Consider the following 15532-nt stretch of genomic DNA (forward strand, 5'->3'; position numbering starts at 1 on the left):
ACGGGCAATGAGGCTACCGCAAAAGCGTGGCCACTTCTTACAGGGTGAATGCCGAAAACGCCTGGATCTATATCTTTAGCTTGATAAGACGGGCTGGCCGGTTCGCTAAACTGCAGATCGTTACCTACGGTTAACAGGGTATTGGCCGGGGAATCTCCAACAACGACAAAACCAATGAGGGGCAATAGCGCATGACATCCGGACCTTTCACCAGCAACGACCCCGATGTCGTGGTCATCGGCGGCGGCCCTTCGGGCTCCACGGTGGCCGCGTTGCTCGCGGACAAGGGGCACGACGTGGTGCTGATCGAAAAGGCGCAGCATCCGCGCTTTCACATCGGCGAGTCGCTGCTGCCGATGAACATGCCGTTGTTCGACCGGTTGGGCGTGCGCACCGAGGTCGAGGCCATCGGCATCCGCAAGCACGGCGCCGAGTTCGTCTCGCCCTGGCATGACCACACCAGCCACTTTCACTTCGGCGAGGCAATGGACAAGAGCTTTCCGTACGCGGTGCACGTGCGCCGCTCGGAGTTCGACGAACTGCTGTTCCGCCATGCCGGCAATCGCGGCGCGCGCACCTTCGAGGGCCAGCGCGTCACGGGCGTGGACATGGATGCGGGCAAGGGCACGCCAGACAACCGCCCGCTGGTGAAGGTCAAGGCCGACGACGGCACCGAGACCGCCTGGCGACCGCGCTTCGTGATCGACGCGAGCGGGCGCGACACGCTGCTGTCGAACCAGTTCGACGCCAAGCGCCGCAACCGCAAGCACGCCAGTGCCGCGCTGTTCGGCCACTTCGCCAACGCCGAGCGCCGGCCGGGCCGCTTCGAGGGCAACATCACGCTGTTCTGGTTCGACCACGGCTGGTTCTGGTACATCCCGCTGAAGGACGGCACCGTGAGCGTTGGCGCGGTAGCCTCGCCTGCGTACTTCAAGAACCGAAAGGGCACGCTCGAAGAGTTCCTGATGGAAACCATCGCGCTCGCGCCCAAGCTGGCCGAGCGCCTGAAGAACGCCACGCTGATGGAGGGCGCCACCTCCACCGGCAACTACGCCTACGACTCCGCGTTCTGCCGCGGTGATCGCTTCATGATGGTGGGCGATGCCTACGCCTTCGTCGACCCGATGTTCTCATCGGGCGTGTACCTGGCGATGAACAGCGGCTTCGAGGCCGCCACCGCGGCCAACCACTGGCTCAAGGGCGAGGCGAAGGAAGCCGAGAAGGCCTTCCGCCACTACGAGAAGGTGATGAAGCGCGGACCGCAGATGTTCTCGTGGTTCATCTACCGCATCACCTCGCCGGCCATCCGCCGGCTGTTCATGAACCCGCGCAACATCTGGCGGATGCAGGAGGCGCTGCTGTCCATCCTGGCCGGCGACCTGTTCCGCAACACTCCCATTGGCCCGCGTTTCTGGGGCTTCAAGGTGACGTACTACGCGTCGTGCCTGGGCATCCTGCCGCAGGCCATCAAGACCTGGGCATGGCGCCGGCGCAACCTCAAGGAATCCCTGGAAGCTGCGAAACCTTGAGCTTCAGTCGGGAGTGACCGTGTGCTGGGCAAGCGCTTCGAGCGCGCGCACCAGCGCCGAGTGGTCCAACTGGCCATAGCCCAGCGCCGCGCATGCGTTCATAAGCTGCGCGGCTCCCGCCGTCTGCGGCAGCGACACGCCCAGCGAGCGCGCGCTCTGCATCGCGAGGTTCAGGTCCTTCTGATGCAGCGCGATGCGGAAGCCCGGCGCAAAGGTGCGCTTGATCATCCGTTCGCCATGCACTTCGAGAATGCGCGAGCTGGCGAAGCCGCCCATCAGCGCCTGGCGCACCTTGGCCGGATCGGCGCCGGCCTTGGAGGCGAACACCAGCGCCTCGCCCACGGCCGCGATGTTCAGCGCCACGATGATCTGGTTGGCCACCTTGCAGACCTGGCCGTCGCCAGCGCCGCCCACCAGCGTCACGTTCTTGCCCATCTTGTCGAGCAGCGGCTTCACGCGCTCGAAGGTGCCTTCGTCGCCGCCGCACATGATCGTGAGGCTGGCAGCCTTGGCGCCCACTTCGCCGCCGGAGACCGGCGCGTCGATGTAGCCCGCGCCGAGCGCGATGATGCGCTTGGCGAAGCCTTTGGTGGCAATCGGGTCGATGGAGCTGCAGTCGACCACGATCTTGCCCCGCGAATCCTTCAGGCCTTCGGCCACGCCTTGCGTGCCCGGTTCGCCGAATAGCACCTTCTCGACGTCGGGCGTGTCCGGCACCATGATGAAGATGATGTCGGCCTGGCGCGCCACTTCGGCGGCCGAGGCGCAGATCGTGGCCTTCGAGATGAAAGGCTCGGGCGTGTTGCCCTGCGTGTTCACGAACAGCTGGTGGCCCGCGTCGAGCAGGTGGCCCGCCATGGGCGCGCCCATGATGCCGAGGCCGATGAATCCGATTTTTTGTTGGGTCGTCATGTCTCTGGTTTCCTTATCCGATGTTCTCGAGGTTCATTGCTTCTGCGTGAGCGCCTGGCGCCAGCCGAGGCCTTCCACGGTGGTCGCGCGGGGCTTGTATTCGCAGCCGATCCAGCCGTCGTAGCCGAGCGAATCGATGTGCCTGAACAGCCATGGGTAGTTGATCTCGCCCGTGCCCGGCTCGCCGCGGCCCGGGTTGTCGGCCAGCTGGATGTGGCCGATCTGCGCGAGGTGCTTGGTGAGCGTGTTGCCCAGCTCGCCCTCCATGCGCTGCGCGTGGTAGATGTCGTACTGCACGCGCAGGTTGGCCGAGCCGACTTCTTCGATCAGCACCAGTGCCTGCTCGGTGCGCGTGAGAAAGAAGCCCGGAATGTCGAAGGTGTTGATGGGCTCGATCAGCAGGCGCAAACCTGCCGCTTCGAGCTCGCGCGCGGCAAGGCGAAGGTTGTCGACCACCGTCTTGTGCGCAAGCTCCCTGCTCACGCCGGCAGGCACCTTGCCGACCAGGCAGTTGACCTGCGGACAGCCGAGCGCCGTCGCGTAGTCGATCGCCACGCCGATGCCTTCGGCGAACTCGCCCGTGCGGTCGGGGTGGCAGGCGATGCCGCGCTCGCCCTTGTCCCAGTCGCCGGCCGGCAGGTTGTGCAGCACCTGCTGCAGGCCGTTGTTGCGCAGGGCGGCGGCAAGTTCCTTCTTCTCGAAGGGGTAGGGGAAGAGGTACTCCACCCCCTCGAAGCCCGCCTTGGCGGCGGCCTCGAAGCGCTGCATGAAAGGCAGCTCGGTGAAGAGCATCGTGAGATTGGCTGCGAACTTTGGCATGTCGTTTTTCTTTCTTGCAGTCTCAATCCAGCATGGCCGCAACAGCGGTCGGCGCATCGGCGATGGTCTCGGCCAGCGGCTCGAACTCGGTGATGTTGTCGATCTCGGTGCCCATCGCGATGTTGGTCACGCGCTCGAGCATCACTTCGATCACCACCGGCACGCTGAACTCCGACATCAGCGCCTCGGCGCGGCGGATGGCCGGCGCGATCTCTTCCTGCTTGTTCACGCGAATGGCCTTGCAGCCCAGGCCCTCGACCACTTTCAGGTGGTCCACGCCGTAGCTGCTCTCGATGCCTGCATCGGGGCCCGCGTTGATGTTGTCGAAGGCGAGCTGCACGCAGTAGTCCATCTCGAAGCCGCGCTGCGCCTGGCGGATCAGGCCGAGGTAGGAGTTGTTGACCACGATGTGGATGTACGGCAGCTTGAACTGCGCGCCCACGGCCAACTCTTCGATCATGAACTGGAAGTCGTAGTCGCCCGAGAGCGCGACGATCTTGCGCGTCGGGTCGGCGGCGCGCACGCCCAGCGCGGCGGGAATGGTCCAGCCCAGCGGGCCGGCCTGGCCGCAGTTGATCCAGTGGCGCGGGTTGTACACGTGCAGGAACTGCGCGGCCGCGATCTGCGAGAGCCCGATGGTGCTCACATAGCAGGTGTCGTTGCTGAAGTTGTTGTTCATGCACTGGTATACGCGCTGCGGCTTCATCGGCACGTCGTCGAAATTGGTCTTGCGCAGCATCGTCTTCTTGCGCTCGATGCATTGCTTGGCCCAGCCGCGGCGGTCGGGCAGGCGGCCCGAAGCCTTCATTTCTTCGGCCACTTCGACGAAGAGTTCGAGCGCGGCCTTGGCGTCTGAAACGATGCCGAAGTCGGGCGTGAACACGCGGCCGATCTGCGTGGGTTCGATGTCCACGTGCACGAAGGTGCGACCCTTGGTGTACACATCGACCGAGCCCGTGTGGCGGTTGGCCCAGCGGTTGCCGATGCCGAGCACGAAGTCGCTCGCCAGCATCGTCGCGTTGCCGTAGCGGTGGCTGGTCTGCAGGCCGCACATGCCGGCCATCAGCGGATGGTCGTCGGGAATCGCGCCCCAGCCCATCAGGGTGGGAATCACCGGCACGCCGGTGGCTTCGGCAAAGCGCACCAGCAGGTCGGCCGCATCGGCGTTGATGACGCCGCCGCCGGCCACGATCAGCGGGCGCTCGGCCGCATTCAGCATGCCGATGGCTTTTTCGATCTGGGCGCGCGTGGCGGCCGGCTTGTAGGGCTTGAGCGGCTCGTAGCTGTCGATGTCGAATTCGATCTGCGCCATCTGCACGTCGAAGGGCAGGTCGATCAGCACCGGGCCCGGGCGGCCCGAGCGCATCAGGTGAAAGGCCTGCTGGAACACCTGCGGCACCTGGCCCGGCTCACGCACCGTGACCGACCACTTGGTGACGGGCTTGGAGATCGACTCGATGTCGACCGCCTGGAAGTCTTCCTTGTAGAGCCGCGCGCGCGGCGCCTGGCCGGTGATGCAGAGAATGGGGATCGAATCGGCCCAGGCCGAGTACAGGCCCGTGATCATGTCCGTGCCCGCCGGGCCCGAGGTGCCGATGCACACGCCGATGTTGCCCGCGATGGCGCGGGTGTAGCCCTCTGCCATGTGCGAGGCGCCTTCGACGTGGCGCGCAAGAATGTGCGAGATGCTGCCGCGCTGGCGCAGCGCCGAATACATCGGGTTGATTGCAGCGCCCGGAACGCCGAAGGCCTGCGTCACGCCTTCTTTTTCCATCACCAGAACCGCGGCTTGCACCGCTGTCATCTTTGCCATTTGAGTCTCCTTGAGGTGGTCCCACTGTAGGAAGCGGGGGCCATTCGAAGAAGACGGCTGGGGACCATAAAACCTATTCCATGGCGGAATAAGTGACTACCATCCGGCCCATGGACAGACTCTTGGCAATGGAAATGTTCGTGCGCGTGGTCGAGACCGGCAGCTTCTCGAAGGCGGCGCGCGAGTTCAACACCACGCAACCCACCGTGACCAAGCAGGTCGCGGCCACGGAAGCGCGGCTGAAGGTGCGCCTGCTCAACCGCAACACGCGCGGCGTGAGCCTCACCGAGCCGGGCGCGCTGTACTACGAGAAGTGCAAGACCATCGTGCGCGAGGCCGAGGAGGCCGACAGCATCGTGCAGCTGCGGCAGAACCAGGCTCAGGGGCTGCTGCGCGTGGGCACCTCGGTGGCGTTCGGGCGGCGCGTGGTGGTGCCGCTGGCGCTCGAATACATGCGCCGGCATCCGCAGGTGCAGCTCGACCTGAGCTTCGAGGACCGCTATGTGGACCTGATCGCGCAGGGCATAGACGTGGCGATCCGCATGGGCAAGCTGGCGGATTCGTCATTGGGCGCGCGCTACCTGGGCGTCAACCCATGGGCGATGGTCGCGTCACCGGCCTACCTGAAGAAGCACGGGACGCCCAAGCGCGCGCAGGACCTTAGCTCGCACGTGGCGCTCATCTACAGCAGCGTGGTGGGCGACGAGTTCTGGCGCATGCACACGCCCAGGGGCGAGCCGGTGACGGTGCCCGTGTCGGGCCGCTTCCGCTCGAACAACCTCTCTGCCGTGCTGGCCGCCGCGCGCGACGGGCTGGGCATTGCGCTGATGCCGCGCTACGTGGCCAGCGACTCGCTGGCCGCGGGCAAGGTGCGCGAAGTGCTCGGCGACCACGCGCTGCCCGAGCAGGAGATTCACGCCGTCTTTCCCTCGCCCAAGCTGGTGCCGGGCAAGGTGTCGGGCTTCGTGGCCTTCCTGCAGGGGCGCTTCGATGAAGGCTGGTGGGCGGCCTGAGCTTCTTCAGGCCGCAACGAACGCGCCGTGCAGGCCCAGCGGCAGCGCGTAGGGCAGCGTGGCCTGCGCCACCGGCCCCGCCGCCAGGTGGTCGGCCGCGAAGCACGACAGCACCGTCTTCTGCCGCCCGAAGTCGAGTACTGTGCCCAGCACCCAGCCCGGCTTGGAGCCGTCCGGCACGAAGACGTGCTCTTCCACCATGGCCTGCGCGCCGTAGCTGAAGCACTGGCTGCGGCCGGTCTCGACGTTTGTGCGCGCGATCGAGCCGAAGCCCGGAATATCAGGTCGGATCTGCGTGGCATGAACCACGTTGCGGTGGCGCATGCCCACGCGGCGCGGGTCGATGCGCGGAAACTCGGCCTCCAGCGGCAGGGCCTTCTGCGTGGCTTCGCCAGTGCCGAGATTCAGCGTGGCGACGGTCAGGTGTGGATGGGTGCTTCTTACAACGCGCGCCCGCATCACTTCGCGGTTGGTCGTGAACACCGAGTCGGCGTTGTCCGAGCGCACGTAGTCGATGTGGATCTGCGTGCCGCGCGGCGTGTCTTCTTCCCAGGCGTTGCCGACGTGAAAGAGGAAGCCGGCCGGCAGCGTGAGCATCTGGCGCTTTTCCCAGTTCTGCTTGTCGACCACCAGCGCGCGCATGCCGAGCTCGGGCCGCCAGACGTGGGCATCGAGAAAGCTCGCGCCGGCCTCTTTGCGCTTGCCGTCGTAGACCAGCGGCGGCATCAGGAACACCAGGTGCCGCTCGGTCACGGCGAAGTCGTGGACCATCGGCATGTCGGCCACCGGCACCACGGCCGCGCGACGCAGCGTGCCTTCGGGCGCGATCTCGTACAGCGCCAGCAGGCCCTGGCCGGAGCTCACGCCGAAGTTCCAGATCGTGCCGTCTGGGTCGACCTTTGGATGGGCCGAGAACGGCATGCCCGCGAGGTCGGGGCGCCAGGTCTTCACGCCCAGTGTGTCCAGCGTGCGCGCATCGATACGCGTGGCCGAGCCGCCTTCCCACAGCGCCAGCACCTCGCCGCGCATCGGCAGCACGCTGGTGTTGGCGACGTTGATGCTGTCGGCCGAGGTCGGTGGCTCCACGCCCGGCGGCATGGTGCCGAAGGCTTCCAACAGGTGGCGGCCGGCTTTCGTCTCGGCCACGCGCTTGGGCGTGGCGACATAGCGGCCCTGGTGCCGCACGTCGGCGCCGTCGATCATGAAGCTGTGCACCATGCCGTCGCCGTCGAACCAGTGGTGATAGCGCTCGCCGCCCAGGTCGTGGCCGGCCGGGCCGATGCGAAACAGCGTGCCGGCGACGGCATCGGGAAAGCGCCCGCGCACCGTGGCGCGGGTCAGCGGCAGGTCGCCCGTGGGCGTGGCGAAGCCGGTCTTCCAGGGCGCGCTGGCGGCTTCGAACTGGGCTTGCCAATCGTCGGTACCGGCGGCGCGCGCCAGCGGTGCCAGCAAGGGCAGGGCGCCGGCTGAAACCAGCAGGCGCAGGAGTTCGCGTCGTTCCATGGCGGTTTGCTCCTCAGTGCAGGTGAATGACGGTCTGCAGGTCGGCGTCGACGCTGATAGCCGCGGCCTCGAAGGTGGGCGGGGCACGGTTGCCCTTGGCGTCGTTCGAGAAGCCGTAGCGCTCGGTCGGCATGCCCATGAGGTTGGTGTCGAGCTTGCCGTTGCCGTTCTCGTCGGCGAACACGCGCAGCGCATAGCGCCCCGGGGCCAGCCCCGCGAACACGAGCCGGGCCTTGCCTTCGCGCATCGGCGCTGTCTGCGAGGCCACGGCCTTGCTGTCGGCGTAGCCGGCGGCGTCGTTGTACAGCGCGACGTAGAGCGTGGCTTCGGCGGTGGGGCCGTCGGCGACGCTCAGGCTCAGATCGGCGGCAAGGGCGCCGAAAGGCGCGAGGGCCACGGCGGTGCACAGGGCGCGCACGACCGGGCGGGACAGGAGGGCGGGAAGTTGCATGGCGGGCCTCGTTGGAAGTTGGAGGCCCGACGATCTCGCAGGCTGGGCGTGATGCCCAGCGCCATGTGACGAAACGCAGGTTTGCGCGCGTGAAATGCGCGCGGGCGGGGGCAAACGGGTCGGCGCCCGTGCCTGCCTCAGCCCTTTTTCTTGTCTCCGGCGCTTTCCGCGCCTTCAGTCGCCTCGTGCCCGGCGCCCACGTGCCCCGAATCCGCGAACAGGCTCCACGCGGCCATGAACAGCGCCGCAATCACCGGCCCGATCACGAAGCCGTTGATGCCGAAGATCGCCATGCCGCCGATGGTCGACATCAGCACGATGTAGTCGGGCATCTGCGTGTCCTTGCCCACCAGCACGGGGCGCAGGATGTTGTCGACCAGGCCGATCACGAACACGCCCACGAAGATCAGCACGCCGCCCTGCCAGAAATGCCCCGTGGCCAGGAAGTAGATGGCCACCGGCCCCCAGATCAGCGCGGCACCCACGGCGGGCAGCAACGAGAGGAATGCCATCAGCACCGCCCACAGCAGCGCGCCTTGCACACCGAGAAACCAGAAGGCCAGCCCGCCGATGGTGCCCTGCGCAATGGCCACAGCCACGTTGCCCTTCACGGTGGCGCGGATCACGGTGGTGAACTTGTTGAGCAGGTAGTGCGTGTGCGGCTTGGCCAGCGGCACGGCATCGCGCATCGTCTTCGACAGCGTCGCGCCGTCGCGCACCAGGAAGTACAGCAGGTACAGCATCACGAAGAAGCTGACGACAAAGTCGAAGGTGTTCTGCCCGATGGTGAGCGCCTGGCTCGCGATGATCTGGCTGGCCTGCCCGGCGATGGCCGACACGCGCGCCTGCCAGGCTGCCATGTCGCCGAGGTTGAAGCGCTCCACCAGGTTCAGCAGCCATTGCGGCGAGGCATCGAGGATCTGCTGGAAGTAGGCCGCGAAGTTGATTTGCCCCGAGCGGATGTTCTGCGTGACCAGCGCGATCTCTTGCACCAGCGACACGCCCACCATCGCCAGCGGCAGGATCACGATGAACAGGCAGATCGCCAGCGTCGACAGAGCCGCGGCATTGGGCTTGCCGCGCATCTTCTTCAGCAGCCACTTGTAGAGCGGCGTGAACAGGATCGCCAGCGCCACCCCCCACAGCACTGCGCCGAAGAACGGCATCAGCACCCAGAGGAAGGCGGCGGTCACGGCGGCGAGAAGGGCGAGGAACACGCCGCGCTGGAGTTGGGGTGAGTTCATAGTTGTCTCGGACTGTAGCCGAGCGTAGCGGCGGCGGGAGCCGTTCGCCGGTTGTGTCTCACTCGATCAATTGAGGGGCCGCCCTTTTTGCGTTGCGTATATTGAGATAAATCACGCACCAGAGACCGTTCGTTTATTTAGATACCCGTATTTGCGCCTGATCGCTTTCTAGAATGATTTGCGGGAAGTGAAAGAGGAGGTGGGCGTGAAGCTCAATTTGCAATCGATATTCGTATAGAGCGAATTAGCGAATTGCCTTTAGGCGGTTTGTCGTATCTGCATGCACTGATTCGGCAATGACCCGGCGCGGCCAAGCCTTCTCTTTTCAATTGATTTTCACAACAGAACAGACGCAGTCAGGGAAACTGGGCAATGGGACCAGACACGCCGCAGCAGCCACCATCGAACACACACCAAGGCCAGCCTGCACCGACATCGACCGCCGAGCGCGAGCCTCAGACGGCCGTCGCTCCGCTGAACACCGTCGCCAAGGAAGATATCGCCGCCGCGAGCAAGGTGGTGGACGAGTGGCTACGTTCCTTCACCGGCGGCTACGTCACGCTCGATCGGCTGACCACGGTGCTGGGCAGCATCCCCATCGTGGGCAACATCATGGCGCTGGTGGATGTGTTTCTCGACATCGTCACCATCCTCGAGAAGAGGTCGACCGATGCCGTCACAAGGTTCCTGAACTGGGCCAGCCTGGGCATCAATCTCATCGGCCTGATTCCTGCACCGCCCACCATGGCCGCAGCGCGCATGAGCCTGCGGCCCACGCTGCATCTGGTCAAGCAAGAGCTCATGCATGGGGCCAGGAATCTTGGCGAGACCATCGTCACCACGCTGGTGGGACATCTGAATGCATCCATCGTCGGTGAACTTGAGACTTTCATCGACGGGGCCATCGCCAGGCTCTCGGGCATTCTGGAAGACTGTGCAAGGCTCTCCGACAGCATCCTGGACAACCTGATCGGCATCCTCCAGCGCGTTCTCGGCGGGCAAGGCCTCTTCACCATCGCCAATCCGGGTGCCGCGGAAACCAACGACTACGACCCCAAGACCCAAAGCACATGGAGCGGCATGTGGCGCCGGGCGGTGAAGTACTCCGAGGGCACGGCCAAACGAACCGCCAACTACGCCGCCAGGAAGGCAGCCGGCTACCTGCCTGAAAGCGTCAGGGTCAAGGTCAACGAGGTGATCGCGAGTCTGAGCACCTTGAAGGTGGACTTTCGCAAGCAACTGACGGACCTCGCCAGCCAGGAGCTGGAGGGCAGCATCATGTGGCTGCTGCGCAAGCTGCTGGCGGCCATTGCGCAGCGGAAGAGCCTGCGCGCGGCAATCGTGTCGCCAGGTGCCGGTGCCGAAGCAACAAAGAACAGGGCCGACACCCGGGTCGAGCACCTCCGTGTGCAGGCTCCTGTCAATGGCGACCCCGGTTGCAAGAACTGTCCGGTTTCCGGTGCACCGGTGCCCTCGGCAAGCAAGTTCGCCATCAGCCTTGCGACCGGCTGTGAAAGCTTCACTCACGTCGACTTCACGCTGGCTGCGCCGTTGCCCATCACCTGGGCGCGCACCTACCGCAGCAATCTTGGCGCTTTCGATCAAGGCAGCCTCGGTGCGAGATGGCTCACGCCCTACAGCACTCGCGTGGACATCGCCACGCCGGCCCAAGGTCCGCGAGCCGGCCAGCTCAGCCTGATCTATCACGGCGCGGACGGCCGCAGTCATGCCTACCCGCTGCTGGCTGTGGGCCAGGGCCATCGCGATGCCATCGAAGAAGTGACGCTCACACGTCTGAGCGAGACGCTGTTGACCGTGGATTTCGGCAAGCCCGTATCGGCCGGCGAGGCCAGCGACTGGCGCGAGGTCTACGAACTCGTGAATACCGTGGCTCGCAAGGTTTCGACCCAGAGCAGGCAGCACTTTCGTCTCGTCGCGCTGCATGCCGGCAAGGAAGCCGTCATCGGCTTGCGCTACGACCACGTGATTGCAGCCACAGGCGAGCAGGTTCTGAGCGACATCATCAGCAAGCAAGGTGGGCTCACGATTGCCCATGTCGGCACGCGCCCCGATGCGCAAAGTGGATTGATCACCAGCCTATGGGAGATCAAGGGCGGCCAGGTCGTGCGCCAACTCGCCGCCTATGTTCACGATGCCGAAGGCGACCTCGTCTCGGCCCAGGACGAAAACGGCGAGAGCTGGAGCTACAGCTACAGCCATCACCTCGTGACCCGTTACACCGACCGCACCGGCCGCGGCATGAACCTCGAATACAACGGCACCGGCGCCGATGCAAAGGCCGTGCGCGAGTGGAGTGATGACGGGAGCTTTGCCCTCAAGCTGGAGTGGGACAGGAACATCCGGTTGACCTATGCGACCGACGCGCTTGGCGGCGAGACCTGGTACTACTACGACATCCTCGGCTACACCTACCGGATCGTCCATCCAGACAAGCGCCAGGAGTGGTTCTTCCGCGATGAAGCAAAGAACATCACTCGCCATGTTCATACCGATGGCAGCACGGACGACTTCAGCTACGACGCCGACGGTAACCTGCGGACCCACACCCGAGCCGACGGCAGCCAGGTGCACCTTGCGCACGACAAGCGCGGGCGCATGACGGGCCTGCGCGACGCCGAGGGTGGTGTCTGGAAGCGCGACTACGACGCCGACGGCAACCTCGTCGAAGAGATCGACCCGCTGGGGCACAAGACCGAATACGCCTACGACAAGGCCGGCCGGCCGTTGCGAATTACCGATGCGAAGGGCGGCGTCAAGACGCTGGCCTACACGTACGCTGGTCAACTTGCCAGCCACACCGATTGCTCGGGCAAGACCACTCGATGGGAATACGACGAGCAGGGGCGCTTGGTCAAAGCGACCGATGCAATGGGCCAGAGCACCCGCTATCGCTACACCGGGGCGAACGGACAGCGGCAGGCCACGACCGCGACGAACGCCAACCGTCCAGGCCAACTCGAAGAAATCACCCTGCCCGACAACACCAGCGAGTATTTCGTGCACGACGCTGAGGGACGCCTGCTCGCGCACACCGATGCGCTGGGACGCAGGACGAGCTACGACTACACGCGCTCCGGCCTCGTGTCCGAGCGCACCGACGCGGCAGGCCACACGCTCAAGTACCGCTGGGACCTGCTTGGACGCCTGAGCGAACTGCACAACGAGAACCGCAGTCGCTACAGCTTCCGCTATGACCCGGTGGGTCGGTTGCTGGAAGAAACCGGCTTCGACCGCAAGATCACACGGTATCGCTATGAAGAGTCCACCGGGGTGCTGGCGGAAGTGGTCGAGGGCGAGCACACCACGCTGCTGCAATTCGATCCGATCGGCCGCCTGAGCGAGCGCCAGGCCGGCGGCGACGCCGAAAGCTTTGCCTACGACCGCAACGGCCGATTGATTGAAGCCAGGAACAGCGATGCGAAGCTGCAATGGTTCTATGACCCCGCGGGCAACCTGACGCGCGAGCATCAGCTCTACGTGGAGGGCGCACGCACCGCGGTCTGGCAGCATGGCTACAACGAACTCAATCAGCGCATAGCCACCATCCGCCCGGATGGCCACGTCACCCAATGGCTGACCTACGGCTCGGGCCATGTCCACGGATTGCTCATCGACGGGCAAGACATCCTGGGCTTCGAGCGCGACAACCTGCACCGCGAGATTGCGCGCGAGCAGGCCAACGGGCTCATACAGAGACAGAACTACGACCCGGCCGGCCGATTGCTGGAGCAGCAAATCTCCCAGACCAGGCGCGGTGCCCTCGAACCCACCGGCATCCGCCGCAGCTACCAATACGACAGGGCCGGCCAGTTGATCGCCATCGGCGACAGCCGGCGCGGCAACCTGAGCTATCGCTATGACCCGGTAGGGCGACTGCTCGAAGCCAACAGCCGGCTGGGGCGCGAGACCTTCGCGTTCGATCCAGCGGGCAACATCGGCGACTCGTCTTCAGACGTGGAAGGCGGTGCGCAGCCGGCGGGCCGCACCACCAATCGTGTTGCCGTTCGCTCGGGCGGTGACGGCCGCAGCATGGTCGGCAAGCTGATGGACAACCTGCTGAAGGACTACGCCGGCACCCACTACAAGTGGGATGAGCGCGGCAACCTGATCGAGCGCAGCCGCAACGGCGAAAAGACGGTGTTCACCTGGGACGGCTACAACCGCATGCGCAGCGCCGAAACCTTCGGCGAAATCACGAGCTTCAGCTACGACCCGCTGGGCCGGCGCATCGGCAAGCGCACGCGGCATGCCTGCACCTTGTTCGGCTGGGACGGGGACACGCTGGCGTTCGAGAGTACGCAGAGCACGGAGGCGCAGCAGGAGCAGGCATGGGAGGGCGACAGCGTCCACTACATCCATGAACCCGGCTCGTTCGTGCCGCTGGTGCAGATCCGGCAAGCGCGGGCAGTTGCGTTGAACCAGATGACGGATGTGAAAGCGCTGATGGCCGACAACGGCGGACGCTATGACATCGAGCAGGATCCGCTATGGAATGGAGAACAAAGCCAAACGCCTGCGCCATTCGTCAAGGAAGAGATTGCTTTCTACCAATGCGACCATCTGGGCACGCCGCAGGAGCTGACGGATCATGAGGGGCGTGTGGCCTGGTCGGCGAGCTACAAGGCGTGGGGTGAGGCGAGGCAGGCGATCAGCGAGGCGGGCAGGAAAGCGGGGTTTCGGAATCCGATCCGCTTCCAAGGGCAGTATTGGGATGAAGAGACGGGGCTGCACTACAACCGATATCGGTATTACGACCCGCAGACGGGGCGCTTCGCATCAAAGGACCCGATCGGGCTGGCTGGCGGCTTCAATGTGTTCGAGTACGCAAGCAACGCTATTGAATGGGTTGATCCATTGGGACTTTCAGCCGCATCCGATTTGCCTCGGATGAAGGGGCGAAGCGTGCCGAATGTTGGGTCAATGCTGAGCAATTCGGGTTTTTCCAAAAAGAAAAACAATGGTGTTAATGAAACTTGGACACATGCGGATGGGTCAGAAGTCAGGGTTCATAAATATGGAAACAAATGCCCTTGTCCATATAAATCGGGAAATAATGCGCACGTCCACAAGGAAGATCCCATCGGAAATCAACTAAGTGATCGTGGGATTGTTTCGCTGGACCCCAAGGAGACGCATATCGGGATTCGTAATCCTATTGACTTGCCATTTGTTCGAGGAAGGGCGCATGGATCATGAGCTATGAATATAGATTGGTGTTTGACGATGAATTTTTGATGCAACGCGTCATAGATTCGTTGAAGTCCAGTGATGCTTATATCAAATCTCAAGAACAGGAGATTTGTCTAAAAGATCGGCTTCTACAGTCCGCGGCTGAATATGATGCTCGACTGATTCTGGAAAGCAATTTCTCCATGTGGTTAGAGGTGAATTTCAGATCAATGAAATTATATGATCTGGTAAGAAATGCGTTGCACGGTGAGGCTGTAAGGTGCTACGAGGACGGAGATTTGGATTGTGAAGTAAGTTTGAAGGGGGCGTTTCGCATTAAAGATGAGTGTTGAAAAATTCCATTCAGGCGAGCGGCGTTATGGGTTTTAGGGCATTTTTTGGAATCCAAGGTTGATGGCGAATTGAGAGGAGGTGGTCAATGTCGGTATTTCTATCTGTAGGCGGTCATTTTGCCAAAAAATAATCCGACTTTATGACTGGAAAAATCAATGAAAAATGGCATGCGCCAAATTCGCTGGGATGAATGAGGTCGCCAGCCGGGATTGGCAAAGGCTGGATAGGCCGGTGGCATCACGAACCAAAGCTCGAGTGCATAAATCAAGTCCACCGCAGCATCAGGTAAGCCGTCTGATTGAACGAGACCACAGATATGAAGGCGTCGATGGCCAATAACAGCGGGCGCTACGGTATCGAGCAAGACCTGTTATGAAACGGATTACATCGCCAAGTGTTTGCGCCATTCGTCAAGGAAAGAATTGCCCTCTACCTGCGGCGACCTAGGCACGTCGCAGGAGCTGACGGACCATGAGGGGCGTGTGGCTTGGTCGGCACAGGGCTTGGGATGAGGCGAGGCAGGCGATCAGCGAAGTGGGCAGGAAAGCGGGGTTCCGAAATCCGATCCGCTTCCAGGGGCAGTATTGGAATGAAGAAACGAGGCTGCATTACAACCGGTATCGGTACTACGACCCGGTGCATAGGCGATTCATCTCCAAGCCTTAAACATGCAAATTTTTCCTGACTACATCTCCAAGTTGAAC

At 63.6% G+C, this 15532-nt stretch carries 12 protein-coding genes; 5 read left to right on the top strand and 7 right to left on the bottom strand.

Annotated elements, in window-relative coordinates; all coding sequences use genetic code 11:
- Window positions 1-191: 191 nt before the first annotated feature.
- A complete protein-coding gene (locus ACSFCA_RS22620; RefSeq protein ID WP_435461262.1) occupies window positions 192-1529 on the top strand; it encodes an NAD(P)/FAD-dependent oxidoreductase in 1338 nt (445 codons plus the stop codon).
- A gap of 3 nt (window positions 1530-1532) precedes the next feature.
- Here the strand turns inward: ACSFCA_RS22620 and ACSFCA_RS22625 are convergent, their stop codons facing one another.
- Genes ACSFCA_RS22625 through gcl form a run of 3 tightly spaced genes read right to left on the bottom strand, consistent with a single transcriptional unit; the run spans window position 1533 to window position 5073 of the window.
- Complete coding sequence (locus tag ACSFCA_RS22625) at window positions 1533-2441, bottom strand: 2-hydroxy-3-oxopropionate reductase (protein WP_093178036.1); 909 nt, start codon at window positions 2439-2441, stop codon at window positions 1533-1535.
- A 33-nt stretch (window positions 2442-2474) separates the two neighbouring features.
- Complete coding sequence (gene hyi, locus ACSFCA_RS22630; protein ID WP_435461263.1) at window positions 2475-3260, bottom strand: hydroxypyruvate isomerase; 786 nt, start codon at window positions 3258-3260, stop codon at window positions 2475-2477.
- 22 nt (window positions 3261-3282) lie between these two features.
- The gene (gcl, locus tag ACSFCA_RS22635; RefSeq protein ID WP_435461264.1) at window positions 3283-5073 is read right to left on the bottom strand and encodes a glyoxylate carboligase; all 1791 of its coding nucleotides are present in this window, start codon (window positions 5071-5073) and stop codon (window positions 3283-3285) included.
- A 110-nt stretch (window positions 5074-5183) separates the two neighbouring features.
- Between gcl and ACSFCA_RS22640 the strand changes: the two genes are divergently transcribed.
- The gene (locus tag ACSFCA_RS22640; protein ID WP_258353506.1) at window positions 5184-6086 is read left to right on the top strand and encodes a LysR family transcriptional regulator; all 903 of its coding nucleotides are present in this window, start codon (window positions 5184-5186) and stop codon (window positions 6084-6086) included.
- A gap of 6 nt (window positions 6087-6092) precedes the next feature.
- On the opposite strand, the gene ACSFCA_RS22645 is transcribed toward ACSFCA_RS22640, so the two are convergent.
- The 3 genes from ACSFCA_RS22645 to ACSFCA_RS22655 all read right to left on the bottom strand — a co-directional run bounded on the left by ACSFCA_RS22645 (window position 6093) and on the right by ACSFCA_RS22655 (window position 9284).
- Window positions 6093-7589 carry a carotenoid oxygenase family protein gene (locus tag ACSFCA_RS22645; RefSeq protein WP_435461265.1) on the bottom strand — a complete coding sequence of 499 codons (1497 nt, stop codon included), beginning with the start codon at window positions 7587-7589 and terminating at the stop codon, window positions 6093-6095.
- A gap of 13 nt (window positions 7590-7602) precedes the next feature.
- A complete protein-coding gene (locus tag ACSFCA_RS22650; protein ID WP_435461266.1) occupies window positions 7603-8040 on the bottom strand; it encodes a DUF2141 domain-containing protein in 438 nt (145 codons plus the stop codon).
- Window positions 8041-8177: 137 nt separating this feature from the next.
- Window positions 8178-9284, bottom strand: a complete 1107-nt coding sequence (locus ACSFCA_RS22655) for an AI-2E family transporter (RefSeq protein ID WP_435461267.1) — start codon at window positions 9282-9284, stop codon at window positions 8178-8180.
- A gap of 372 nt (window positions 9285-9656) precedes the next feature.
- On the opposite strand from ACSFCA_RS22655, the gene ACSFCA_RS22660 reads away from it, so the two are divergent.
- Both ACSFCA_RS22660 and ACSFCA_RS22665 read left to right on the top strand, forming a co-directional pair.
- The gene (locus ACSFCA_RS22660; protein ID WP_435461268.1) at window positions 9657-14501 is read left to right on the top strand and encodes an RHS repeat-associated core domain-containing protein; all 4845 of its coding nucleotides are present in this window, start codon (window positions 9657-9659) and stop codon (window positions 14499-14501) included.
- A complete protein-coding gene (locus tag ACSFCA_RS22665; protein WP_435461269.1) occupies window positions 14498-14827 on the top strand; it encodes a hypothetical protein in 330 nt (109 codons plus the stop codon). Before ACSFCA_RS22660 ends, ACSFCA_RS22665 begins: the two co-directional genes overlap by 4 nt.
- 98 nt (window positions 14828-14925) lie before the next feature.
- On the opposite strand, the gene ACSFCA_RS22670 is transcribed toward ACSFCA_RS22665, so the two are convergent.
- Window positions 14926-15192 (bottom strand): hypothetical protein, encoded by a 267-nt coding sequence (locus ACSFCA_RS22670; RefSeq protein WP_258353512.1) that lies wholly within the window; start codon window positions 15190-15192, stop codon window positions 14926-14928.
- Between the two features lie 107 nt (window positions 15193-15299).
- Here ACSFCA_RS22670 and ACSFCA_RS22675 point away from each other — a divergent pair, with 107 nt between their 5' ends.
- Window positions 15300-15494 (top strand): RHS repeat-associated core domain-containing protein, encoded by a 195-nt coding sequence (locus ACSFCA_RS22675; RefSeq protein WP_435461270.1) that lies wholly within the window; start codon window positions 15300-15302, stop codon window positions 15492-15494.
- Window positions 15495-15532: the final 38 nt, after the last annotated feature.

The sequence above is a fragment of the Variovorax multivorans genome (assembly GCF_051216835.1).
Taxonomy (GTDB): Bacteria; Pseudomonadota; Gammaproteobacteria; order Burkholderiales; family Burkholderiaceae_C; genus Variovorax.